The sequence below is a fragment of the Chryseobacterium vrystaatense genome, assembly GCF_000737765.1.
Classification (GTDB): domain Bacteria; phylum Bacteroidota; class Bacteroidia; order Flavobacteriales; family Weeksellaceae; genus Chryseobacterium; species Chryseobacterium vrystaatense.
Genome location: NZ_JPRI01000005.1, coordinates 255737 through 280699 on the forward strand (window position 1 = coordinate 255737; position 24963 = coordinate 280699).

General features: G+C 37.3%; 28 protein-coding genes. 8 read left to right on the forward strand and 20 right to left on the reverse strand.

Features of this window, described 5'->3' with window-relative positions; genetic code table 11:
- Window positions 1-81 precede the first annotated feature (81 nt).
- The 6 genes from IW16_RS15350 to IW16_RS15375 form a co-directional block, all read right to left on the reverse strand.
- On the reverse strand, window positions 82-1377 hold the full coding sequence (locus IW16_RS15350) for a DEAD/DEAH box helicase (RefSeq protein WP_034746326.1): 1296 nt from the start codon (window positions 1375-1377) through the stop codon (window positions 82-84).
- 88 nt (window positions 1378-1465) lie between these two features.
- Entirely contained in the window at window positions 1466-1954 is a 489-nt protein-coding gene (locus IW16_RS15355) for a DUF6438 domain-containing protein (RefSeq protein ID WP_034746025.1), read from the reverse strand.
- Between the two features lie 64 nt (window positions 1955-2018).
- Window positions 2019-2810 carry a hypothetical protein gene (locus IW16_RS15360; RefSeq protein WP_034746029.1) on the reverse strand — a complete coding sequence of 264 codons (792 nt, stop codon included), beginning with the start codon at window positions 2808-2810 and terminating at the stop codon, window positions 2019-2021.
- A 3-nt stretch (window positions 2811-2813) separates the two neighbouring features.
- Window positions 2814-3797 (reverse strand): GTPase ObgE, encoded by a 984-nt coding sequence (obgE, locus tag IW16_RS15365; RefSeq protein WP_034746032.1) that lies wholly within the window; start codon window positions 3795-3797, stop codon window positions 2814-2816.
- Between the two features lie 66 nt (window positions 3798-3863).
- Window positions 3864-4442: an adenylate kinase gene (locus IW16_RS15370; RefSeq protein ID WP_034746035.1), complete on the reverse strand. Its 579-nt coding sequence runs from the start codon at window positions 4440-4442 to the stop codon at window positions 3864-3866.
- Between the two features lie 125 nt (window positions 4443-4567).
- A complete protein-coding gene (locus tag IW16_RS15375) occupies window positions 4568-5122 on the reverse strand; it encodes a phosphoribosyltransferase (RefSeq protein ID WP_034746038.1) in 555 nt (184 codons plus the stop codon).
- A 376-nt stretch (window positions 5123-5498) separates the two neighbouring features.
- Here IW16_RS15375 and IW16_RS15380 point away from each other — a divergent pair, with 376 nt between their 5' ends.
- Window positions 5499-7088: an ABC-F family ATP-binding cassette domain-containing protein gene (locus IW16_RS15380; RefSeq protein ID WP_034746041.1), complete on the forward strand. Its 1590-nt coding sequence runs from the start codon at window positions 5499-5501 to the stop codon at window positions 7086-7088.
- Window positions 7089-7161: 73 nt separating this feature from the next.
- On the opposite strand, the gene IW16_RS15385 is transcribed toward IW16_RS15380, so the two are convergent.
- The 4 genes from IW16_RS15385 to IW16_RS15400 all read right to left on the reverse strand — a co-directional run bounded on the left by IW16_RS15385 (window position 7162) and on the right by IW16_RS15400 (window position 9327).
- A complete protein-coding gene (locus tag IW16_RS15385; protein ID WP_034746043.1) occupies window positions 7162-7719 on the reverse strand; it encodes an AAA family ATPase in 558 nt (185 codons plus the stop codon).
- A 20-nt stretch (window positions 7720-7739) separates the two neighbouring features.
- A complete protein-coding gene (locus tag IW16_RS15390; protein WP_034746046.1) occupies window positions 7740-8675 on the reverse strand; it encodes an alpha/beta fold hydrolase in 936 nt (311 codons plus the stop codon).
- A 104-nt stretch (window positions 8676-8779) separates the two neighbouring features.
- Window positions 8780-9079: a type II toxin-antitoxin system RelE/ParE family toxin gene (locus IW16_RS15395; RefSeq protein ID WP_034746049.1), complete on the reverse strand. Its 300-nt coding sequence runs from the start codon at window positions 9077-9079 to the stop codon at window positions 8780-8782.
- The gene (locus IW16_RS15400; protein ID WP_034746052.1) at window positions 9079-9327 is read right to left on the reverse strand and encodes a type II toxin-antitoxin system ParD family antitoxin; all 249 of its coding nucleotides are present in this window, start codon (window positions 9325-9327) and stop codon (window positions 9079-9081) included. Before IW16_RS15400 ends, IW16_RS15395 begins: the two co-directional genes overlap by 1 nt.
- A 430-nt stretch (window positions 9328-9757) precedes the next feature.
- Here IW16_RS15400 and IW16_RS15405 point away from each other — a divergent pair, with 430 nt between their 5' ends.
- On the forward strand, window positions 9758-11044 hold the full coding sequence (locus IW16_RS15405; RefSeq protein WP_034728930.1) for an adenylosuccinate synthase: 1287 nt from the start codon (window positions 9758-9760) through the stop codon (window positions 11042-11044).
- 73 nt (window positions 11045-11117) lie between these two features.
- Here the strand turns inward: IW16_RS15405 and IW16_RS15410 are convergent, their stop codons facing one another.
- On the reverse strand, window positions 11118-12200 hold the full coding sequence (locus IW16_RS15410; protein ID WP_034746055.1) for an endonuclease/exonuclease/phosphatase family protein: 1083 nt from the start codon (window positions 12198-12200) through the stop codon (window positions 11118-11120).
- 122 nt (window positions 12201-12322) lie between these two features.
- Here IW16_RS15410 and IW16_RS15415 point away from each other — a divergent pair, with 122 nt between their 5' ends.
- Window positions 12323-12763 (forward strand): nuclear transport factor 2 family protein, encoded by a 441-nt coding sequence (locus IW16_RS15415; protein WP_034746058.1) that lies wholly within the window; start codon window positions 12323-12325, stop codon window positions 12761-12763.
- Between the two features lie 74 nt (window positions 12764-12837).
- Entirely contained in the window at window positions 12838-13215 is a 378-nt protein-coding gene (gene gloA2 / locus IW16_RS15420) for an SMU1112c/YaeR family gloxylase I-like metalloprotein (protein WP_034746061.1), read from the forward strand.
- 3 nt (window positions 13216-13218) lie between these two features.
- Here the strand turns inward: gloA2 and IW16_RS15425 are convergent, their stop codons facing one another.
- Entirely contained in the window at window positions 13219-13602 is a 384-nt protein-coding gene (locus IW16_RS15425; RefSeq protein ID WP_034746064.1) for a DUF1634 domain-containing protein, read from the reverse strand.
- Entirely contained in the window at window positions 13602-14432 is an 831-nt protein-coding gene (locus IW16_RS15430) for a sulfite exporter TauE/SafE family protein (RefSeq protein WP_034728950.1), read from the reverse strand. Before IW16_RS15430 ends, IW16_RS15425 begins: the two co-directional genes overlap by 1 nt.
- An 85-nt stretch (window positions 14433-14517) precedes the next feature.
- Here IW16_RS15430 and IW16_RS15435 point away from each other — a divergent pair, with 85 nt between their 5' ends.
- Both IW16_RS15435 and IW16_RS15440 read left to right on the forward strand, forming a co-directional pair.
- Window positions 14518-15069 carry a DUF1543 domain-containing protein gene (locus tag IW16_RS15435; RefSeq protein WP_034746329.1) on the forward strand — a complete coding sequence of 184 codons (552 nt, stop codon included), beginning with the start codon at window positions 14518-14520 and terminating at the stop codon, window positions 15067-15069.
- Window positions 15070-15111: 42 nt separating this feature from the next.
- On the forward strand, window positions 15112-16224 hold the full coding sequence (locus IW16_RS15440) for a 5-(carboxyamino)imidazole ribonucleotide synthase (protein ID WP_034746067.1): 1113 nt from the start codon (window positions 15112-15114) through the stop codon (window positions 16222-16224).
- Window positions 16225-16301: 77 nt separating this feature from the next.
- Here the strand turns inward: IW16_RS15440 and IW16_RS25765 are convergent, their stop codons facing one another.
- From IW16_RS25765 to IW16_RS15475, 7 genes are all read right to left on the reverse strand, one after another.
- On the reverse strand, window positions 16302-16937 hold the full coding sequence (locus IW16_RS25765) for a hypothetical protein (protein WP_131327916.1): 636 nt from the start codon (window positions 16935-16937) through the stop codon (window positions 16302-16304).
- A gap of 22 nt (window positions 16938-16959) precedes the next feature.
- Window positions 16960-17649, reverse strand: coding sequence for an SH3 domain-containing protein (locus IW16_RS15450; protein ID WP_034746070.1), 690 nt, complete (start codon window positions 17647-17649; stop codon window positions 16960-16962).
- A 48-nt stretch (window positions 17650-17697) separates the two neighbouring features.
- Entirely contained in the window at window positions 17698-19821 is a 2124-nt protein-coding gene (locus IW16_RS15455) for a cation:proton antiporter (RefSeq protein WP_034746073.1), read from the reverse strand.
- Between the two features lie 8 nt (window positions 19822-19829).
- Window positions 19830-20396, reverse strand: a complete 567-nt coding sequence (locus tag IW16_RS15460; RefSeq protein ID WP_034746076.1) for a hypothetical protein — start codon at window positions 20394-20396, stop codon at window positions 19830-19832.
- Window positions 20397-20494: 98 nt separating this feature from the next.
- Window positions 20495-21262: a hypothetical protein gene (locus IW16_RS15465; RefSeq protein WP_034746079.1), complete on the reverse strand. Its 768-nt coding sequence runs from the start codon at window positions 21260-21262 to the stop codon at window positions 20495-20497.
- A 101-nt stretch (window positions 21263-21363) separates the two neighbouring features.
- Window positions 21364-22269, reverse strand: a complete 906-nt coding sequence (locus IW16_RS15470; RefSeq protein WP_034746082.1) for a DMT family transporter — start codon at window positions 22267-22269, stop codon at window positions 21364-21366.
- A 148-nt stretch (window positions 22270-22417) separates the two neighbouring features.
- Window positions 22418-23401: a zinc-dependent alcohol dehydrogenase family protein gene (locus IW16_RS15475; protein WP_228376946.1), complete on the reverse strand. Its 984-nt coding sequence runs from the start codon at window positions 23399-23401 to the stop codon at window positions 22418-22420.
- Window positions 23402-23515: 114 nt separating this feature from the next.
- Here IW16_RS15475 and IW16_RS15480 point away from each other — a divergent pair, with 114 nt between their 5' ends.
- Together IW16_RS15480 and purE are read left to right on the forward strand one after the other, a co-directional pair.
- Complete coding sequence (locus tag IW16_RS15480) at window positions 23516-24346, forward strand: AraC family transcriptional regulator (protein WP_034746336.1); 831 nt, start codon at window positions 23516-23518, stop codon at window positions 24344-24346.
- A 61-nt stretch (window positions 24347-24407) separates the two neighbouring features.
- Window positions 24408-24911 carry a 5-(carboxyamino)imidazole ribonucleotide mutase gene (purE, locus tag IW16_RS15485; RefSeq protein ID WP_034746087.1) on the forward strand — a complete coding sequence of 168 codons (504 nt, stop codon included), beginning with the start codon at window positions 24408-24410 and terminating at the stop codon, window positions 24909-24911.
- Window positions 24912-24963 lie beyond the last annotated feature (52 nt).

Below are 24963 nucleotides of genomic sequence, written 5' to 3' on the forward strand. Positions count from 1 at the left end.
TTTTTTTTGTTGAATCTTTACATACGAAGAAATTATTGATACAGACCTAAAAAAAGCCCTTTCGATTGAAAGGGCTTAGTATTATTTTTTTCTTGTGAAATTCTTATTCTTAGGCTTCTTAAACCCGGTAGGTGTACTGCCTGCAGGCTTATTGCTGTTATTCTGAGGTTTCGGAGACCTTTGTGGTCTTCTTTCTCCTCCTCCTGACATAGGCTTGTTGTTGGAATCTCTTTTCTGAGCTACAAGATTATCCGTATGGAATGGATGATCTTTTATAATAGGAATTTTCTTCCCGATCAGTTTTTCTGTATTTCTTAAGTTTAAAAGATCAAGACTGTCTACAAAAGAGATCGAAGATCCTTCAGCTCCTGCTCTCCCTGTTCTTCCGATTCTGTGAACATAAGTTTCAGAAACGTCGGAAAGTTCGAAATTGATTACATATTTCAGTTCATCAATATCAATACCTCTTGCAGCAATGTCTGTAGCGACCAGAATCCTTGTTTTTCCGGCTTTAAAATTATTCAGGGCATTCTGTCTCGCATTTTGAGATTTGTTCCCGTGAATAGCTTCTGCTGAGATATTGTCTTTCTGAAGTTTTCTCGCAATTTTGTCTGCACCGTGTTTTGTTCTGGAAAATACCAGTACAGAATCTGAAATATCATTCTCTAAAATATGAGAAAGGAGGTCCAGTTTGTTTTCTTTATCTACAAAATAAACCGACTGCTTGATGGTTTCTGCAGTGGAAGAGACCGGAGTTACTTCTACTTTCACAGGGTTATTTAAAATAGAATCGGCCAGTTTCTGGATTTCAGAAGGCATTGTCGCTGAAAAGAACAGCGTCTGTCTTCTTTGAGGAAGAAGTTTAATGACTCTTTTTACATCATGTACAAAACCCATATCAAGCATTCTGTCTGCTTCATCAAGAACAAAAATCTCAATGTTCTTTAAGCTGATGATTCCCTGAGCGATAAAATCAAGAAGTCTTCCCGGGGTTGCTACCAGGATGTCGATGCCTTTTCTCAGGGCAGCTTCCTGATTTCCCTGCTTTACACCTCCGAAAATAACGAGTTGTTTTAGCGGAAGATATTTTCCGTATGCATTAATATTTTCCTCGATCTGTATAGCAAGTTCTCTTGTTGGCGTTAAGATCAGGGCTTTTATATGATTATTTTTGGTCTTATTTTTTGATAAATTCTGCAGAATAGGAATAGCAAACGCCGCTGTTTTTCCTGTTCCTGTCTGTGCACATCCTAAAAAGTCGCTGCCTTTTAAGATTTCAGGGATAGATCTCTCCTGAATGGGCGTAGGGTTCGTATACCCTTGTTCCTGAATTGCTTTTGCAATAGGTTCTATTAAGTTTAGGTCTGTAAAATTCAAATGAACTGTTTTTTTTAATTTAAAATAAAATTCCCTCAATGTGAAGGAATTATACGATGCAAAGGTAGTCTAAATATTTTTAAGCGGATCATTTTACTTTTGCCCACTGTTGGTTATGTCTCAGGTCCTCAATGAACATATAAACTTCCCGCAGTTTTTCACTTCCTCTTTTGCCGTAGTCTTCCACATTTTTGGAAGTTCCGTCTGTAAGGTTTATTTTTAAGTATGAGGTCGAAAGATCAGTGATATTCCTTGATCCATACTTGTCTTTAAGGTTTTTAACGTCAAGGCCATTAAGGAGAGCAACAAGTTTTTTATAATCAGCTTCTTTGATCACTCCTTTAAAAGTACCTTCCCGGGGTTCTGAAAATTCACCTTTCGAAAAATTTTTCGAAAAATTGAAATGTTCAGCTTCCAGTACAGCTGTTCTGTCCGGATTAATGGTCATTGTAAAAATAGGGCATGATCCGAAACAGGCACCTGCCTTATATTCAATTGTAGTATATTTTGAATCTGTTTTTTGTGTTGTGCAGGAAAATAATAATATAAATGCACAAAGGCTTAGTATGTATTTCATAGTGGAGGGTTTCAGTGGGTTGTTTCAATAACTATTCCAATTATAGAGAAGCTGGGTATTGAAATTACTCCAAAGATGAAACACAGCACCCTTTAGTAAATGATAATCTTAAAAGTACAGACTCATTATTCTTTGACTCATAATACTTTGTCCTTTTTTTCGCAGAATTATAATAAGAATAGCTTTTTATCTGTCCTTTATCAAACTGTATTTTATTTTTAAAAAACAGAGGCTCCATATCATACAGAATATTGTTGTTGAAATCCTGATCACTGTTTGTAATGTCCAGTTCAATAATTCCCAGATTTGTTTTTCCTTTATGATTAAGAATAAGGTTATACTTATAATGAACCAGCTCATTTTCCTCTCTCTTTTCTACCAGTTCTAAGATATGTTCTGTTTTTGCTTTCTTTCTTTTTTTGATGTCGGCAATTTCAGACTCAAGAGGGATATCGCCTTTGAAATAATCAAAATTTTCGGGCTTGATCTCTTTCTTTTCGTCTTTGATCAGAACTGGCAATACAGGATTGGTCTCTTTTTTTAAATTATAGATAAAACCGTTTCTGCTATTGTTAAAAGCTAAAACAGAGAAATCAGTTTCATTGGTATAGTAATCAACATCCTCATTCACCTCATTACTTTTACCCTCATCAGCGACCTTATCGTACGTCACCTTGTACTTTAACCTTTTATTAAATTCATACCTGAAAAACGCCTTGTCGTTTAAAGGCGCCGGTTCATCGGATTGGGATGTTTCCACGAATGAGTCGCCATCCTGAGCATATGCTGAGGCAGGTAGAAGAAATGAAACAAAAATAACAGCGGGTGCTGTTATTTTCTTTAAGGAGTGTATCATCTTTTATCCGTGAAGTTTTTTCCAGATTGCATCTTTCAGTTCTACGAGGCCTTCTCCTGTAACACCGGAGAAAAACAAAGGTTGTTTGTTCTCTGGGAATTCAGAAGCGATTTCTTTTTTCAGCTCATCATCCAAAAGGTCAGATTTTGAAATAGAAAGGATGAAATCTTTGTCCAAAAGTTCAGGGTTGTATTCCGTTAATTCATTTTCCAGAATTTTGAATTCCTGAAAATGACTTTCAGAATCAGCTGGAATTAAGAATAAAAGGATTGAATTTCTTTCAATATGTCTTAAGAATCTGTGTCCTAAACCTTTTCCTTCGGCAGCACCTTCAATAATTCCCGGAATATCAGCCATTACAAATGATTTGTAATTTCTGTAATCTACGATACCAAGATTGGGGGTCAGTGTTGTAAATGCGTAATTCGCGATCTTAGGTTTTGCAGCAGATACAGAAGCAAGAAGTGTAGATTTTCCTGCATTTGGAAAACCAACTAAACCAACGTCGGCCAAAATTTTAAGTTCGAAAACAACATAGCCTTCATCACCATCCATTCCCGGTTGAGCATATCTTGGAGTCTGATTGGTAGAAGATTTGAAATGTTCGTTTCCTTTCCCTCCCTTTCCTCCCTGCATCAGGATGATTTCCTGCTTGTCTTCAAGAATTTCGCCGATAATTTCTCCTTCTTCATTTTTAGCGATAGTTCCAATAGGAACATCAATATAAATATCAGAACCGTCAGCACCGGTCAGCTGGTTTTTTGCTCCGTTTTCACCACGATCCGCTTTGATGTGGCGGGTGTATCGGAGTGGTAGTAAAGTCCATTCCTGAGAATTTCCTCTCATGATGACGTGTCCGCCACGACCTCCGTCGCCTCCATCCGGACCACCTTTAGGAATATATTTTTCACGGCGAAGGTGGGCAGAACCAGCACCTCCGTGTCCGCTTTTACAATGGATCTTTACGTAATCTACAAAGTTAGACATATAATATGTATTGGGGTTGCAGAATACGGGACTCGAATTTTTCCAATCCCGTACCCCGTATCCCGATTATTTAATTTTTTCTACTTCAGCGAAGAGTTTTTGAGAAATTTCTCCAATTTCTCCTACACCGTTTACTTCAACATATTTTCCCTGCTGCTTGTAAAGTTCGGCTACTTCTGCTGTTTTAGTATAATATTCTTTAATTCTGTTTTCAATGATCTCTACATTGCTGTCATCAGATCTTCCGCTGGTTTCACCTCTTTTCAGAAGTCTTTCCACCAAAGTTTTATCTTCTACCACCAAGGACAGGCAGATATCAATTTTGTCGTTCAGTTCCTCATCTACGATTTTTTCCAACGCCTCTGTCTGAGCTGTAGTTCTTGGATAACCGTCAAAGATAAATCCGTTGGTATCAGTCGGTTTTCTAAGCTCGTCGATCAGCATATCTGTTGTTACCTGATCCGGAACCAATTGTCCCTTATCGATGTAAGACTTAGCCAGTTTTCCAAGCTCAGTATCATTTTTCATGTTGTATCTGAAAAGATCACCTGTTGAAATCTGTTTCAAATTGAATTTTTCGATCAGGTTTTGAGCTTGTGTTCCTTTTCCACTTCCTGGAGGGCCGAACAGAACAATGTTTATCATAATGTTGATTCGCCTGCAGCTTTAAGCAATACGCTTTTAGCCTTTAGCTTTTTTAGTTAATATTTACTTTATTTCGATTTAATATTGAAAGCTAATGGCTAATAGCCAAAAGCTAGTAGCAGTAATTAATGGTTGATCTGTCCCTCTTCCAGTTGATACAGATTGGCAAGGTTTCTTCCTATCTCATCATAATCAAGTCCGTAACCAAGGACAAATTTATTTGGAATCTCTTTTCCGATATAATCCAGCTTGAAATCTTTTTTGTAAACATCAGGCTTTAGTAAGAAAGAAGCCAGTTTTACAGATTTCGGACGCTGTGTTTCAGTGAAGTATTTGAAAAGACTCTCAACGGTGTTTCCTGTATCTACGATGTCTTCCACAATAATGATATGACGGTCCTTTACATCTTTAGTCAGTTCCATTTTCTGGTAAACGATCCCCGTAGATTCCGTTCCCACATAAGAACTCATTTGGATGAAAGCAATTTCGCATTCGCCCGGATAGTGTTTTAAAAGATCTGAGAAGAACATGATCACTCCGTTCAGAACCCCGATGAAAACAGGAACTTCATCCTTGTAATCTTCATAAATCTTTAAAGCTGTTTCTTTTACAATTTGCTGAATCTCGGTTTCCTTCAGATAAGGAACGAAAGTTTTGTCGTGAACTTTAATGCTTTCCATAAAAAATTTTAGTAGTCGGCAAAGTTACGGTTTTTTGATTAAAATCTTTTCTACTTTTATTCCAGATTTTATAATGGACTATTTAAACGTGATGCACCCAAAATAATAGGCATAAAAAACATGAAATGACCCCTTCAAATCTGTGATCTGTCACCCTTCTGAAAAAGGGGAATTCTGATCCGGACAACGGTGTCCGCTGTTGAAACATTGAAAAGGGTGATATGTTTTTTATCAGGAAAGGATGATAAATAAGAATTTGCTATCTTTGTATTTCCAAAACCCAGTTATATAAGCATGTAGGATTTAATTTCTTTTCGATTTTACCAAACAGTAACCGATGTGTTGCTGATGTCTAACCATTACTAAGAGAGAAATAATGATCTTACTGCAAAATATATCCTACGGGTTTCCGGGAGGAGACCTCCTGTTTAATTCTATTTATTTAACGATACAACCCCATACAAAATCGGCCTTGGTCGGAAGTAACGGCATGGGAAAATCCACCCTGCTGAAAATCATCGCTGATGAAATTGAACCCTTGAATGGGAATGTCCATATTCAGGGTGATGTTTTCTATGTTCCGCAGATGTTTGGGAATTTCAATAACCTGACAGTCGCAGAATGTTTAAAAATCGACAAAAAATTAGATGCACTTTATAAAATCACAAACGGAGAAGTGGGGGAAGTGTATTTTGAAACACTAAATGATGATTGGGATATTGAAGAACGCTGTAAAGTTGCTTTAGAACATTGGGGACTTGCTCAATTAGATTTAGATCAAACATTGGAAAGTTTGAGTGGAGGACAAAAGACTAAAGTTTTTCTGGCTGGAATTCAAATCAATCAGCCTGAGATTATTTTACTTGATGAACCTACGAATCATCTCGATTTGGAAAGCAGAAATCTACTGCATGATTTTATAAAGAAAATAAATGCCACTGTTGTGATCGTAAGCCACGACAGAAGTTTGCTTCATCTCGTTGACACTCTATTTGAATTAAGCAATCAGGGAATTTCTACCTATGGCGGAAATTATGATTTTTATGCTGAACAAAAAGAAATCGAAAATGAAGCTTTGCAAAACGATATTCACTCAAAAGCACGGGCGCTGAAGAAGGCAAAAGAAAAGGAACGTGAAACACTGGAAAGAAAGCAAAAGCTTGATGCAAGAGGGAAAGGAAAGCAGGAAAAATCGGGCGTTGCGAGAATTATGATGAATACCCTCAGAAATAATGCTGAAAAAAATTCTTCCAAGTTGAAAAGTATCCATGCTGATAAAATCAATGATATTTCAGGTGATTTGCGGGACCTGCGTTCGTCGGTAAGAAATGTTGACCAGATGAAAGTGAGTTTTAATGATTCAGAACTGCATTCCGGAAAAGTTTTGATTTCGGCAGAGGAAATTAATTTTAAATATAGTGAAGAAAATCTCTGGACAGAAAATCTCAGTTTTGAAATTCGAAGTGGTGATAGAATTTCTGTTAAAGGTTCCAATGGTTCCGGGAAAACAACATTGATAAAATTGCTGCTTGGTGATTTGATACCATCTGTAGGGGAAATTATAAAATCGGATTTTAATACTATTTATATTGATCAGGAATATTCATTGATTGATAAAGATTTAAGTATTGAAGATTTTGCTCAAAAATTTAATGATAATGCATTACAGGAATCTGAAGTAAAAACAATGTTGTCCAGATTTTTATTCGGAAAAGAATCATGGGATAAAAAATGTGACGTATTGAGTGGAGGAGAACGCCTTAGAATACTTCTTTGCGGACTTTCTATAAGGAGTAAGGCACCTGATGTGATAATTCTGGATGAACCGACAAATAATCTGGATCTGCAAAACGTAGAGATTCTGACGAATTCCATTAAAGATTATCAGGGAACTTTGCTGGTGATTTCCCACGATGAGATTTTTTTGAATGAAATTGGTATAGAGAAAGAGATTATTTTAGTCTGATTTTTAATTTAAACCTTGTAGGTTTCCAAAATCTACGAGGTTTATTTTTTTGCCATATCATGATCATGTCATATTATTTTAAATATAACTTTTCCTCATCTATTTTATCGAGAATCATTTTAATCTTTTGCTGAACATCATCATTACCTGATAATTCAAGCAGGGGAGTGTTTATAGTCGATAACCATTCCCGGTGGGCATGTAAAGTTCTGTTGGCAATACCTGTATTGTTGTCATAGTCTTTTGTCCAATCCATGAATTTTTCAAACTTATCCTTTCTTTCAGGATTGATGATCATTTCATCACCATATCTTTCATGCTCTCTTTTTCTTATTCTTTCTAATCTTATGTTTGGGGCAAGGTAGAGAAATACGATCAAATCAAATCGAGGGAAAACATCTGGTCCCCAATGAATAATTGAGCCTCCGAAAACCCAATGCCCGGTGGTATTAAGTTTTTCAGAAATGACTGTATTTCTTACTGCGGGATCTTGTTTTATAGTAAATGGAATATCAGTCTTTAGCCAGAAAAAATCATCACTATCAAAATATTCGATATTAAGTTTTTGGGATAAGGCTTTTCCCAATGTCGTCACTCCGGAACCTGACGCTCCGAAAATGTGTATTCTCATTATCTTTAAATTTCTAAAGTTTACAAATGCTTTGAAAGCCAGTTGTCTATTTGATGCAATATATTTTCTCTGATTTCTTCATTCAATATTTCATGGCGCATTTCAGGATATATTTTCACCTCTACATCTTTGAAACCGTCAAGTTTTAAATTCTCAACAGTTTTTGTTACTCCTTTTCCAAAATCTCCTATCGGATCATTTTGTCCACTGACAAACAGGAGAGGGAAGGACTTTGGTATAGGAGCTGCCCAATTTCGTGCAGTGGCCTTTTTGTAAATACTGAAAAGCGTATAAAAAGCGTTATTGGTAAAAGGAATTCCGCAGAGTTCATCTTGAGTAAAGGCTTTTCTGTTGGCAGGATTCAGGCTCAGCCAGCTTGTGTCGCTGAAATCATTGTCATTTTTAAAATGCTTATTGTTAACCTTTGTAAAAAGCGTATTAAGATAGGTAGGATAATGAGGTGCTATGGTATTGGCTAATGAGAGATACCCTTTAATCAGGTTGACACCGGGCAAAGGACCGCCTGTTCCTGTAATAATTGCTCCATTCAATTTACCGCTTGCTCTTTGAAGCAGGCATCGCATAACAAATGAACCCATAGAATGACCAAGAACAAAATGCGGGACATCCGGATATTGTTCGATAAGATAGTCACTCATAACATCAGCATCTGAAACAAGTTTTTCATCCGGTTGATCGAGCTGAAAAAATCCAATATCCTTTTTGTCCTTCACTGATTTTCCATGTCCCAGATGATCATACGTAAGAACAGCGAAGCCCAGGTCTGCAAAATAACCGGCGATTTCAGCATATCTTCCGCTGTGTTCCTGCATACCGTGAATGATCAGCAAAGTGGCTTTTACGGCAATCGTTTCAGGAGTGAACAGAGTATGGAAGAGCTTTGTTTCGGCGTTTGGAGACGGGGAAAGGTATGATGATTTTTGTGATGATCTCATGGTTTGGAATAGCTTTGGTTATTTCAGAGAATAATCAAAGATACAGAATTAATCAAATTCATTAAAGATGATCGGAAACTTTCAGGTAATTTAAAATCTCTACTCTAGTCATCCAATCTGGTTGAAATATCCATTTGCTGATGAAGAATTCTGATAATTTCAATTTCTTCCTCTTTCAAATTGATTTTGTAAAATATAAAGTGCGATTTTACTCTGGATCGGAAATATCCTTTTCTTATTTTATTATAATCTTTTCCCGATTTGGGATTTTCAGATAAGTATTCAATTTCATTCATCAGCAAGTCAAAATAGTGGTCTGCCTGTTTTAATGACCAGTTTTCAAAAGTATATAACCATATTTTTTCTAAATCATTGGATGCTTCTTTGCTTATTCTGTAATTCATTAGTCAGCAGAATGTTTTTGATGAAGATTTTTCAGAAATTCTTTACGGTCAAAATTTTCAACAAATCCGGATTTCTCTCCTTTTTTTAATTCGTTGATCAATTCTGTTTTCTTAGATTCTTCATATTCAAACAATCGTAATGCGTTCCTTATCACCTCACTTGCAGACGAGTATTTTCCTGATTTTATTTGTTCACTGATGAAATTGTCAAAATAATCTCCCAATAATATGGATGTGTTTTTTGCCATTTTGTTAATTTTAATCAAATATACCAATTATTGGTATTTAATCAAAGAAAATATGCTAAGTTGTTGAGTAGTATTTCTTTGCATTGAACTGGAGAAAATGGTCTGTTTAGCCCCATTGAAAAACAATATAACTTTCAGTACTGATTGCTAAAAATATAATCATCTTCAAAAAAAATACTTTTTGTTTGAACGATTTTAATTGTTGATTTCTATTATAAATCCTTTAAGATAAAAGACGGATAAAAAATAATGTTTTTGAGATTGCCTGCTCTTTATAGTTATAAACAGATCAAATATAGTGATGATGAAGTAAAATACTATGATCATGATAAGTTATGATTTATACCCACCCAAAAATAAAATCCTCTCATAATTTGCCCACCCTATTTTTAAAAAGTAATTTTGCATGAATCTAAAATAAAAGAAAAATATGTCAACTTACGTAGTTGTAGGTCTTCAATATGGAGATGAAGGTAAAGGAAAAATCACGGATGTTTTATCAGCTAAATCGGATTATGTGGTTCGTTTCCAAGGTGGAGACAACGCTGGTCACACGGTTTATGTAGGTGAAGAGAAATTTGTTTTGCACCTTCTCCCTTCAGGAGTTCTACAGTGCAAAGGGAAGTGTATCATTGCAAACGGTGTAGTGGTAAACCCAAAATCTTTCATTAAAGAGGTTGGACAGATTGAGAGCAAAGGTTTGAAAACTGACCACATTTTTATCAGCAGAAGAGCGCATGTGATCATGCCTTACCACATTCTTTTGGATACTTACCGTGAAGAAGAACACGGAGGAACACAAATCGGTACTACTAAAAAAGGAATCGGACCTTGCTATGAAGATAAAATTTCAAGAGTAGGGATCAGAATGATCGACCTTTTAAATCCTGAGATTTTAAGAGACAAAATTGAGAAAAACTTAAAAATTAAAAACTCTCTTTTCGAAAAATATTACGGAAAACCGACTTTAGACGTTGAAGAAATCTACAACGAGTTTTTAGAGCTTGGAAAACAGCTTCAGGACAGAATTGTTGATACTGAAGTTGAATTGAACGAAGCGATAAGAGACGGTAAAAACGTTCTTTTTGAAGGAGCTCAGGCATTAATGCTTGATATCGATTTCGGAACATATCCGTATGTAACTTCATCTTCTCCATCTACAGGAGGAGTTTGTACAGGAGCAGGAGTTCCGCCAACATCACTTCAAAATCTTATAGGAGTTGCCAAGGCATACTGCACAAGAGTAGGAAACGGACCTTTCCCATCTGAACTGGATAATGAATTGGGAGAAAAAATCAGACAGATCGGTGGTGAATTTGGAGCTACAACAGGAAGACCAAGAAGAACAGGCTGGTTAGACCTTGTTTCTTTGAAGCACGCTTGTATGATCAACGGGATCAATAACCTTGTTATTACTAAATTAGACGTTCTTACAGGAATTGAAAACCTGAAGATTGTAACTCATTATAAAACAGAAGACGGAAAAATCATCGATTATTTCACTTCTTCAACAGAAAAATTATACAACTACGAGCCAATCTATCAGGATCTACCGGGATGGAACGAAGATCTTACAAAAGTAAGAAGCTACGACGAACTTCCTGATAATGCTCAGAAATATATTGAATTCATCGAGAAATATCTTGGAATCAACGTATACTTAGTTTCTGTTGGACCTGAAAGAAGTCAGAACATCATCAGAAAAGAATTATTCTAATAACTTGAATAAGATAAAATAGAAAAGAGACTGTCGAAAGACAGTCTCTTTTTTTATAGTTAAAAATTGAATTTTATCCCTCTGTTACTACAGCATCTCTATATCCGTCTTCTTCTTTACCTTCCTGTATCATTTCTTCTGCCTCTTCTTTTTCTTCGGCGGTAGCCTCTTCTACCTTTTCTTCCTGCTCATCATTATGGTGGTCAATGAAAAATTCACAATAGACAGGTAGATGGTCTGAACCGAAATTTTCCAGGGTTTTAAGCTCTTTAATGAAAATATCTTCACTATGAAACATCAGGTCAATCGGAAATCTAAGGAGAAGATATTTCGCGTGAAACGTAGATACAAAAGAATGTCCGATTCGTGGATCGATCAGATGACTTGTTTTTCTAAATAATATAGAAGATTTTGACCATGCCACATTATTAAAATCTCCAACAACAATGACAGGTTCTTTTAGATCTTTTACCCTTTTTGCGGCACTTAATAAGTCGCCATCCCTTTCTTTTGAAGTTTCCTCTTCGGTAGGACTGGGTGGGGGCGGATGGACTCCGAAAAATACAAACGAAAAACCGTCTTTCGTTTTCAGATGAACTTCAATGCTTGGAATATCATCAGCTACAAAATAATGGGTCTGTGCGCTTTTGATCTCAAGTTGAGAATAAAAGTGCATCCCATAGGTATTTTCAAGCGTCACTTTATGATGGAAGGGATAATCTTTTTCAAGCACGCTCAATGCCTGTTCCCAATCCCCATTACTTTCCATGGTCATAAAGACTTCCGGTTTGTATTTTTGAATCAGCTGAATAAACCGGTTATATTCCTTATTAAACTGATAGACATTAGCAGAGATAAAATGCAGTTTTTGAGAAGACTGATTCTGTTGTTTGTGTTTTTTTACCGGGTACAGCGGAGTGTATTTTATAAGAGTAACGCCATGATGAACGAACAATACCAGCAAAAGTCCCTGTCCATACCAAAAATAGTGAGGATGATCAATTAAAAGACCTATAATAAAAGTAATGACAACAACATAAGTTATCTGAATTTTTCCGAATTCAGGAACTCTGAATATCCAATGAGCGTTTTGAATTTTAGGCAGTATCGTTAGCACGATCAGTAATGCAATCAAAAACAAATAAATTCCCCACATAATTTTAAATAAACAGGTAAAAATAATCTATTTCTAAAGAATGCAGCTCAATTCACTTTGTAAATTTTAATTGTTTACCATATTTTTCCTACTTTTATTGGATCAGATTAATTGATATTACTATGAATAAACTTGCCATCGCGACTTTACTGTTCAGTACTTTCTGTTTCGGACAGCAGAATCAGGAAATTGAGAAACCGATCCGTAATCTGTTCTTAGGAATGAAGAATGCCGATCCTGAGTTGATGAAATCTGCTTTTGCAGAGAATGCTATTTTGCAGAGTATTTCTAAAGACGGAACGGTGAAGAATGAAAATGTACAGGAGTTCATTGCTTCTGTTTCCAAATTTTCAAAAGATGATCTGGATGAAAAAATTATCATTGATGCTATTCACTCTGACGGAGGACTTGCGAGTGTTTTTACCCCTTATTCTTTTTATTTTAAAGGAAAGTTTTCACATTGTGGGGCGAACAGTTTTCAGTTGGTGAAACAGCAGAATGACTGGAAAATTCAATATATCATTGATACAAGAAGAAAAGAAAACTGCAGAGCGATAAAATAATGACGAATAGAAATCTGATTTTCGGCTTTGACATTCCGTCAAAAGCTGTGAACAGGAAAAAATAAGATTATACAATGAAGATCCATCACATTGCTATCATATGTTCAGAGTATGAGGTGTCAAAGAAATTCTATACTGAAATTCTAGGTTTGAATATAATTAGGGAAGTATACCGTGAAGAAAGACAGTCTTACAAGCTTGATCTGGCGATCGGAGACCATTACGTTATCGAACTGTTCTCATTTCCAGATCCTCCTGCCAGGCCATCCCGACCCGAATCATGTGGTTTAAGACATCTTGCTTTTTCTGTGGAAAATGTTGGAACCAAAAGAGAAGAGCTCATAGCGAAAGGCCTTATCTGTGAAGCCATCCGCATCGATGAATATACCGGAAAAGAGTTTTTCTTTACCCAGGATCCTGATCAGCTTCCACTGGAATTTTATGAAATGTAAAAATTAGTGAGCGTAACCAGTAAAAAAGCTGATTGCCATAATCACAAGAACAATAGAGGAAATGACTACATACACGTAGTCTTTTTCTTTTAAGTACCCGATCAGAGCGAAAATAATTCTTACCAAAGGGGTAAAGATCAGCAATAGAATTCCCAGCTGGATGATGGCCATACCTTCTCCTTTGCATAAAGAGCTCCAGAACATTCCCCAAACTTTTTCAGAAGAGGAACCCATATCAAGGGAAGAATATTTTTTAGGCATCTCAAAACCTTCCACAAAGAGCTTGATGAAACCTACCAATGACGTTATCACCGATAAAATAACACCCAGCCTCAAAAGATTTCCTACCGAACGGTTCAGATCTACATCTGTAAAATTCTTTTTCATTATCTGAAACTTTTATTGATACCGTTATACATCATATATACTGATAAAATGGTGATCACAATCGCAAAGAAAACTTTTAATTTCTTCGTTTTGGATACCATCAGTGTTTTAGATCCAATAAAGCTTCCTACTACCACACCGATAAGTACCGGAGCTACGATCACAGGAATAATTTCTCCTCTCTGAAAATAAATAAGGGCACTGGCAACAGCTGTGACACCGATCATAAAGTTACTCGTCGTTGTAGAAACTTTAAATGGCAGTTTCATCATATTATCCATAGCCAATACTTTAAGAGCACCGGAACCGATTCCCAAAAGTCCAGACATGGCACCTGCAAACATCATCATTAAAAATCCGGGAACTGTATTTCTTGCAGAATAGCTTTTTAAAACTCCTTTGTCCGGAAAAGTACCGTACAGTTTCAGTTTTTCTTCCAGACTTCCTTTAATTAAAGGCTCCTGATGATCGGGTTTTCCTTTAAGATTTAAAACAACAGTTAATAGAAGGATACTTGCAAAGATGATCCCGATGGTATTGGGATTAAGCATTCCGGAAAGTAAAGCTCCCATAATAGCGCCTGCAGTAGTTCCGATTTCCAGAAACATCCCTATCCGCATATTGGTAAAGCCTTCTTTTACAAAAGCTACCGCAGCACCGGAAGAAGTTCCGATTACAGAAATTAAAGAAGCACCGATTGCATAATGCATAGGAACGCCGAAACCCAGCGTCAATAAAGGAATAATGATAACTCCTCCTCCCAAACCCGTAAGTGAACCTAAAAGACCGGCTGAAACCGCGCCGAGGAACAGAATAATGATTTCTGACATGCTACAAATATAAAACTATTGCCGTACTCTGCCAAACGTTTAAAAAAGATAAATTTGACGTATTTTTGCAGACATGAAAAGTGAAATGAAATTATTTTATATCATTCTCGGTGCAACGCCCAAGGGCAGGAATATCGAGCAGCATGACGTTTTTTTCGGGATCGCAGAAAATCTTAAAGATCTCGTTCCCGATATGAAGGATTTCTGGAAAGAAGCCGAAGGAAAGATCCATTTAGACTGCCATCAGGAAGTGAAATTCGCAGACGGATATGAGGTAAAGATTGTTGAAAAGACAGATCAGCCATCCGAAAAACAATTGTATTTTCTTAATTTAGGGGGATATAAAAAAGGTTTTTTTGAAGAATTTCATGAACAGCATTTGATGGTAGGAACATCAATGGGAGAGATCATCAAAAGGGCAAAAGCCACAGAGTTTTATGCAACGATGGGTTTTGAAGGAGCGGTGAGCCATGTTGATGATAAACACGGTGTAGATATCGACGATATTTTCAACGTTAATGATATCCTTCCTGAAAAGATGAAAGAAAAATATTCCATTATTCTGACCAAATCTGATGCGGAAGATCAGAAGAACCCAATGGGACTGGGATATTTGAAGATTGATAAGATCCAATAAAGACTTTCCATAAAGAATCTAATAGAAAAAATAAAAGTAAGAATGAAAATAGGAATTTTAGGAGGCGGACAGCTTGGAAGAATGCTGATACAAAGTGCCCTGAAATACGACGACGAATTTTATACGCTGGATCCGGCCTCAGATGCACCGTGCAACAATATTTCCCATTTTACTCAGGGAAATTTCAACGATTATGAAGCCGTACTGAACTTCGGGAAAGATAAAGATGTGATAACGATTGAAATCGAGCATGTCAATGCAGATGCTTTGGCTGAACTTGAAAAGCAGGGTGTAAAAGTAGTTCCGAATGCAGCGATTATCAAAACAATCCAACAGAAGATCCTTCAGAAAGAATTCTATAAAACCTACGATATTCCAAGCCCTGAATTTCAGGTGGTATGGAACAGTGACGAAAAGATCATGATGCCGCTGCCGTTTGTGCAGAAAATGAATACAGGGGGGTATGATGGAAAAGGGGTTCAGGTAATAAGAACAGAAGAGGATTACCAGCACTTGTGGAAAGAGGCTTCAGTAATCGAAAGCCTTGTAGATATCGATAAAGAACTTTCCGTGATCGTTGCCAGGAATGAAAATGGTGAAACCAAAACTTTTCCGGTAACAGAAATGGTAGCTGATCCAAAGCTGAATTTGTTGGATTTTAATATATGTCCCGTATTTTTAAGTGAAGATATTCAGAAGCAGATTGATTCTGTTACTGAGAAATTTTTGAATGCTGTCAACTCACCTGGGCTTTTTGCGATCGAACTGTTCCTTGATAAAAATGGAAAAATTTGGGTGAATGAAACCGCTCCGAGACTGCACAACTCCGGCCACCAAAGCCAGGAAGGAAATGCCAATTCTCAGTTTGAGCAGATGTACCGTGTCGTGAAAAACTTACCTTTGGCTGATACTGATGCTTTCGGATACAGTGGAATGCTGAATCTGGTAGGAGCAGAAGGGTATGCCGGAAAAGTAATCTATGAAGGGATGGATGATGTACTGAAATTTCCGAAGACCTATATCCACTTATATGGAAAGACCGAAACCAAACCCGGGCGAAAAATGGGACATATCAATGTACTGGCAGATTCCAGAGAAGAGTTGATGGAGAAACTTGTGAAGGTAAAGAGTATGGTGAGAGTAATCGCTGAATAATATTTACATTCAAATAAAGATTAAAATAGCTGTAATCATCATTACAGCTATTTTAATTCATATACCTTTAAACTTAATTACTTAATATCCTTTTCCTCCACTTTTTCAAAAACTTTTTTTTCCTCATTCCAGACAAAAGCATGATAATAGACATTTTCATCTTCAGGAGATTCCTTACAGATCCCGGATATAAAAAGTCTGCTCTTCGCATTATAGATTGCCCGGTCTTCTGCAAACAAACAGGAGTTCTCCTCACCCAAAGGAAGTCCGTAGATTTTTCCGTCACGGACATCCATCATTAATCCCATAATACAGCTTGCCCCACAGCCAAAAATCACCGTAATATAGTAGCTGGCGAAATCAGGAGTACCCGATGCATAGGCTTCTTTAATTCTTGTTCTGAAGGTGTAAGCACCGTCATCACTGGAGAAATCCAGTTTTGCTTTTTTTACGAAATTATAGTTTTTTGAAGAGAATTTATTGAAATCGAAATGATAGGAAATCGCATCAGTTTCGGTTTCGGCTTCTTCAGTTTTTGCATTTTCAGGTTCCTTTATAACAGCTGTATCCGTTTTTATTTCTTGTGGAGGTTCAGCTACCACGGTATCAACTGTGACAGGCCGGGCCACTTCATCTCTGACGGGTTCTTTTTTTTCTTTGCATGATAATAATGCGAAAGCAATCAGGGGTAGAATTAATGTTTTGATTTTCATGGTTGTCATTTTGATATAAGAATTAGAAAGGCATAATGACGGTTTTTCCTTTGTATTCACCTTTTTCAATTCTGAATAGAACAGCATATCCTCCGGCTCCGTCCGAGTTGACCATACTAATGTATAAAGTTTCACTTTTTGAATCAAAATAACACACTGCAAATTCAGTGTTGATATTGAATAAATTTTCAAGTTCTTTTTGAGGAACCTGAAGTGTCTTTCCACCCATGTTCACAGAGATTGATTTATAGTGAGTCTGCGGAATAGTTCCATCCGTACCCCAGATCTGTTGACCTTTAAATTGATCTTCAACTTTGTAACCATTATATTGAGTGGTAGAAAAATATTTTTTATTCTCCTTGTAATTAAAAGGTTCAGATTCAATGGTTACGGTCATTTTTTTTGAGTTAAAAACCGCCTTGTTTTCACTCACAGAAACAGCAGGAACCGATTCGTAGGATTCTATGTATTGAATTCTTGAACTGTGAATATATCCTGAAAGGGTTTCTCCATTTTTGTCCGTATAATCAGTATTAAGCCAATTCTTATTGCCGTCTTCAGGACTAAAAATATAAACAATCTCATCGGAATTGATTTTTCCGACGATGCTGCTTTTCGTATCTGCCTGCTTTCTCAAATTGACATAGCCGTCTTGATCCACAATCTTTGCAAATTGAGCAATGGAACACTGAAAGCTTAAAGCTGCAGTCAAAAAGATTAGTTTAGTAGTCTTCAATGGTGGTCTTTAAATTAATTATAACTATTTGAATATTTTCTGAATCACATTTCCGATTTCCATAAAATCACCGTGATTCCCTACAGAGCGTATCTCGGGACTGTTTTCATCAAATTCTGAGAAAGGGAATATCAGCAGGTAATTGTTATTACTCAAATGCCTGTTCAATAATTCCGGAATAAGCCTCATTCGGGGAATATAAGATTTCATGCCGCGTTTGGCCATCAGGACAATTAATGCTTCATCTTCTTTAAGACCGGCTGCCGTTTTTTCACCGTCCATCCAGGTGCTCATAATGATGAACTCTGCTTCTATATTAGCTTTTTTAACGATTTTCTGAAGAATGTCAAGAATATTTTCAGGAGCATAAAAAACTACGGTTGCACCGGAATTTCTGGCCACATTCCATACTCTGAGCAGGGCATGGAAGAACCCAGCTTCCTGATGGGCATTTTCCGGAATCATCACGGCATATTTTTTAATAGTAGAAAGAGGCTGTGCCGCATGATAGACCAATACATTCACATCATCATTCTGCAGATAGCCGTTGTACAGATTGTATACAAAAGAAGGAGAGAAACCTTTCTGATCTTCCAGCCCAATAATGAGATCTGTAATGTTCTGCTCTTTAATAACATTTTTGACTCCATTGACTACGTCGTTGTCATATCTTTTCAGAGTCTGCATTTTAACATCAGCTGCAGCACCGGCATCAGCTGCCTGATGAAGAAGCTTTTCAGCGTTTTTCACGGACGACTCATTTTTATCTTCATTAATGACATTTAAAGCAAACAGGTTTTCTGTATTCGAATGAGCTTTGATCAGAATTCCCAGATTCACCATTCTGTCCACAGTTTCCTCATGATTGATAGCCAGCAGAATATTCTCATCTTCATGACTGTTGCCGGAAACGGTATCTTCATTGTCACTCTCTGCAATTTTTTGGGCACTCGCCATAGAAATAAAAGAAGAGATGGTACAGGAAATTAGAATCAGAAGAATACTTCCGTTCAGAACGTGTTCGTTCAGTAATCTTACAGGTTCTCCGGTCTCTGTCTCAGAAAGGATGATATTGTATCCTACCATAACAGATGCCAATGTGGCGGCCGCAGAGGCAGAACTCAATCCAAAGATCAGTTTCCCTTCCTCCTTGGAAAGCCTGAATGTCTTTTGAGTCATGACTGCCGAAATATATTTTCCTCCAATGGATGCCACAAGCATAATTGCTGCAACTTCGAGAGTTTCCCAACTTTTAAAGAATACTTTAAAATCAATCAGCATTCCTACACTGATCAGAAAGAAAGGAATAAAAATAGCATTTCCCACAAATTCTACCCTGTTCATCAAAGATGAGGTGTGCGGAATCAGTCTGTTCAATGCAAGTCCTGCAAAGAAAGCTCCGATAATAGCTTCCACACCTGCAAGTTCAGCAAGCATGGCTGCGAGATAGATCATCACAAGCACAAAAATATACTGCGAAATCTTATCGTCTACCTTTTTGAAAAACCATCTTCCTATGATCGGGAATATAATAAGAACAACCAGCGCGAATACAATAAAGGAAACAGAAAGTCTGACCCAGAATTCTGTACCGACATCACCCTGTGACATTCCAACGATCACAGCAAGCACCAAAAGCGCAAGTATATCAGTGATCATCGTTCCACCCACGGTAATATTGACCGCCTTATTTTTGGCAATGCCCAGTTTGCTGATCAGCGGATAGGCGATCAGGGTGTGGGAAGAAAAAAGACTGGCAAAAAGGATGGAAGTAAGCATGGAAAAATGCAGAATGTAATAACCTCCGAGATATCCCAGAACGAAAGGAACTGCGAAGGTATAAATTCCGAAGGTGAGACTTTTCCATTTGTTCTTTTTAAAATCGCCCATATCGATTTCCAGTCCGGCCAGAAACATGATGTAGAGAAGTCCGGTAGTTCCTGTAACCACAATGCTGCTGTCTCTCGCAAGGACATTAAACCCATTGGGCCCTATTACTGCACCTGCTATGATGAGTCCCAGCAGATGCGGAACTTTAATTTTATTTAAAAGCAGTGGTGCGGCAAGAATGATAATCAGTACCAACAAAAATTTTAATACCGGATCTTCTATAGGAAAACTCAGATTATGTATACTCAGTAAAATCATAGGTATTTTTATTTGGTGGAACGTACTAATTCGACAGAAAATCTCGCTGTGCAGCCGTTGTCGGATATGATGGATCGTGTCCCTTTAATCTTATTGTCAGAGATGTCATTAAGCAGAACATTCATTTCTACTTTCTTTTGGGAAGTGGAATCCGTTCTGAAATTAAGTTTAATCTCATTGTTTTCAAATTTACCGGAATACACTCTTACCAGATTATTGTTGTTGATGATTTTTGCAGAAAGATGGATCGAATCGCTGTCAAATTCCCAGGTATCCGTCCGTTGATCACCTACAGCGTAATCACTGCAGTTGGATTCTGTACAGATTACTTTTCCGTTCCATGACCCGGAGATTTCTTCCGGCCACATAGCGATCTTTACAGAATCTTTTTTAGAAAAAATACTGTCTCTCATTTTGATGAGGTTCTGGTATTCAGATTCTTTTTTTGCGAATAATTTTTCTTTTTCCAGTAATTGCTTTTCTCTTTCAGTCAGGCTTTTTTCTTTTTCCTTATAATCACAGCTGATCATTAAAAAAGAACCGACAAAAAGCAAATAAAATGTGTTTTTTAGCATATTGTAAATGTTGGCGTAAACAATATAGGAAAAAATACGGAAAATATAAAATCTCCCGCCTTATATCAACTTGAATAACGGATAATCTGTATGGAAAATTAGTATTCGATAGGAATAAGAACAATCCCTGAAACTTCATAACCATGCACATTGGTTTTCCAGACAGGCATTTTTTTTATGACTCCGGTAAGTTGGTTTTTTGTATGGTCTGCAATGTTTAAGTTTCTGACTTCTATGAAAGATGCTGAACCTTTGGGATCTATATCCAGAACAAGCACAGCATTCCCGTTTTCTTTCTTCTTATGTTTTTGATCTAAAAGAGGATAGACGTTTTTTTCAATCCATGAATACAACGCGGTTTCTCCTGCCTCAAATTCCGGGTGTGGAGGTTTGTTATCTTTAAATTTGGGAGGAAGATTATTAGGATAGGCAGTCAGATTAAGACTTTCATTGATTAATTTGAGATTCCCTTTCTTGTTCGGGCTGTAGATGCGGTGAGCAATTTTATTGGAGGTAAGATCAATATCTATAAAATGGATTTCGGTATCATTGACCCTGTAAAATCCTCTGTGAGTTTCCGCACTGGAAGCATTTTTTACCAATGCATTTTCTTTAATGGTATCTCCCTTATTGGGAATCACATATAATTCTTTAGAAGCAGATTGATCTTTTTTATTTTGAAGATAAATGTCGTAATTAAAACTTTTAAGCTTTATACTTTCCCGTAATTCAGGCTGCTGGGCAAAATAAAACAGGGGAGTGATGATAAGTGATATTCTTAATAATTGATGTTTAAGCATGAGATCGGTGTTGGTATCGCCAAGATAAGAAAAATATAAAATAATCAGGAGAATTGTTTGATGCATTAATTTTTTTAATCGAATTACCATATTTTCCTGTAAATGGTTCTTAGCTAAGAGGGAGAATCCTTTTGTAAATTTTGCTTTAAAATCAGTGCGGTTATTTTTTATACCACTTTCTGTTTCCGAAACATTTCCGGTTTATAATTAATGATAAAAACACCACAGATAATAAGAGCTGCTGCCAGAATGAATTTAACAGAAATTTTTTCGTCCATTATCAGCCATCCCAAAAATATGGCAATAATGGTATTGATATAGGCAAGTATCGAAACCTGTACCGGTGAGATTTTCGTCAACGCATAATGAAACGCAAAGAATGCAGCAACAGATCCAAAAACAGCGAGGTAAATCATCGCCGAGATACTTTTCACAGACCAGTTTCCGAAGTTGTAATTGTCTGAAAACAGGAACGCAAAAATAATCTGAACCACACCTGCGAACAGAAACTGGTAAAACAGATTGAGTGTTATATTTCCACTTTGGATATTAAGTTTTTTGGTGAAAATCGTTCCTGAGGCCCATCCTGCAATGGCGCAGAAAAGAAAAATCATTCCCATTCTGTAATCAGGGTTGGCAAGATCCTGGAGTCCGTCCCAGAAAATAAAAAGAATTCCGCTAAAGCACAGCAGAACTCCTGCCAGAGACCGTAAACTGAATTTTTGAAGGCCAATAGCCAGGCTGCCCAGAAATACCAGAATAGGGGAGCAGGCACTGATCAGTGATGCCAGACTGCTGGAAACACTTTCTTCAGCTACTGTAGTCATCCCGTTAGCTACAATAAGCATCAATGTTGCGAATACAATCTGATAGCCCAGGTTTTTAAAACCGATCCATTTGAATTCCTTTCTTGAAAGAAGAACGATCAGCATGATTATGGCTGCCAAAAACTGTCGGATCCCGGCCACGAACCACGCAGGAATCGTTTCCACGGCAACGCGGATGGCCAGAAATGTAGTCCCCCATACAATGGCAACTGTGATAACCGCAAAAATGAGTTTATAATCTTTCAATATAAGGATAGGATATAGCAAACAAATATACCTGTTCTGAAATGAATGAAATGGGTACAGTTGCTGTAGTTTTTACTGATACAGATATATTTTTTTTATGTTAAAACAGCATATTCAGCAATCCTTTGTGAATATGCTGCTTCACGATCTAAAAGATATTGATGATAACTTTTCCGGCAGCTTTTCTGTTTTCCAGAAGAGCGAAAGCTTCATTGGCCTGTTCCAGAGAATAATATTGGGGGTGAAGACGAACCTTGACCTTTCCGTTTTCCAGATGCCGGGATGCTTCCTTTAGAATATCACCATGGTATTTTTTTCTTTCCCCTGACAGCATAGGGTAGAGAGTAAAGACTCCCGAATATTTTGCATTACGGAAGGATAACGGAGCAAGACTGTGCGAACCCCATCCGAGGATACTTACCACATGTCCTGTATATTGTTTCACAGCGCTGAAGGAATCATCCAGAACGCTGCTTCCGACTGTATCAATGACTGCATCAAACCCCTTCCCATCTGTATATTTCTGTACATATTGTACAGCGGACAGTGTGGTGTAGTCAATGGGTTCAGCACCATAATTCTGAATCAATTCTGAATGGTCGGGACTTACGGTTGAAAATACTTTAGCACCCTTTGCTGCTGCAATTTGTATTGCTATATGCCCTACACCTCCGGAACCTCCATGAATCAGTACAGTCTGACCTGTTTGGATGTTGATCTGATCTACGAGGGCTTCCCAGGCTGTAATAAATAGTAAGGGTATTGCAGCTGCCTCCTGAAATGAGACGTTTTCAGGTTTTAAACTGATATGATCTGCATCAGCTGTAATGTATTCTGCTAATGTTCCCTGATGACCGCCAATGCTGCCTATCATACCGAAGACTTCATCACCGGGCTTAAAATCATGGACATCCTTCCCGGTTTCTACCACGATCCCTGACATATCAATGCCTGGAACAGCAGGTAGAATGACTTTTGCATGGGCAGCCTTTCCGTTTTTAATTTTTAGATCCAAAGGATTGAGTCCAACTGATTTTATTTTAATTAAAACCTGATGATCTGCAGGTTGAGGCTTGTCTGTTTCACCCATGATAAAAGGTTTACCCTGCTCTTTGGCTATAAGTACTTTCATTGTTTTGTTTTTGACATTTGTATTCATTGCTTTCTTTTTTTGATCCTACAAATTTCTATGGTTTACAGAATTGGAATGTTGTATTTTTACATGATAAAAGGGTATAATATTGTCATGAAAAAAGATTTTATTCAACAGCCGTTTGAACTGGATCTGAAAGAACCGGCTGATGTGTGTCCAAGAGGCAGTCACAGCGTCAGCTTTTTTGAACTGGTCTATATTGTTTCAGGAACGGGAATGCAGAATATTAATGGAAATAAATTTCCTTACAGAGAAGGAAATCTGTTTCTGCTTGTTCCCGAAGATGCACACCGCTTCATTTTTAAAACGAAGACACAACTGTTCTTTATTAGATTTAATAAAGTATTTTTTCGCACCAGTCATATGACCGCGTCTTTTCTTCAGCGTCTTGAACAGACTTTTTCCAATCATACCCTTCAGGGATCCGTGATTAAAGATCAGGATAATGAAATGATTATTAAGAATCTTATGGAAAGCCTGATCATTGAAATGAAAAATAAAAATCTTTACGCCAGTGAGCTTATCCGGCTGCTCGTACAGACCATTCTCACAGCGGTTTCCGGAAATCTGACGAAGGAATATAATCTGAAAGTGAATGAAATGACAGATCATAAGGCAGCGGATATTATTCAGTATGTGCATGGAAATATTTATGATCCTAAAAAACTGACGGGAGAGAACATCAGCAGTCAGTTTGGGATTTCAAAAAACTATCTGGGGCGCTATTTCAAAAATAATACAGGAAAAACTTTAAATGAATATGCTGCTCATTACAAAACGGGACTTATCGAAAACCGTTTAAAATACAGTGACATGCGCATCAGTGAAATTGCAGACGAATTTGGATTTACAGATAAAAGCCATCTGAACCGGTTTTTCAAAAAAATAAAAGGAATGTCGCCTTCTGCCTTCAGGAATGAATAGGTCTGTTATTTTAAAAAAAGACTTTTATTCTTTATCTTTGAAGATCTAATAAAAATTGAAGATGGTAGGAATTATTATGGGCAGCCAGAGCGATCTGCCGATCATGGAACAGGCTGCAAATTTTTTGAAAAGCCTGGATATTCCATACGAACTGACCGTGGTTTCGGCACACAGAACACCGGAAAGAATGTTTGATTATGCTAAAACAGCAAAAGAAAGAGGTCTGAAAGTGATTATTGCAGGAGCTGGCGGAGCAGCACACCTTCCGGGAATGGTGGCCAGCTGTACGACGCTGCCTGTAATTGGCGTTCCGATTTTATCAAGCAACTCTATTGACGGTTGGGATTCTGTACTGTCTATCCTTCAGATGCCGGGTGGAATACCTGTAGCAACGGTAGCCTTAAACGGAGCCTTGAATGCAGGGATTTTGGCGGTGAAAATTCTGGGAAGTGCAGATGAAGCCATAGCTGAAAACCTTCAGAAATATCAGGATTCTTTGAAAGATAAAGTCCTTGGAACTGTAGATGACATCAAATCAAAACATCCGAATCATTTTGATCTTTAACCGGATGGATATTATACAAAATGCGCCTCATCGTTGATGAGGCGCATTTTAT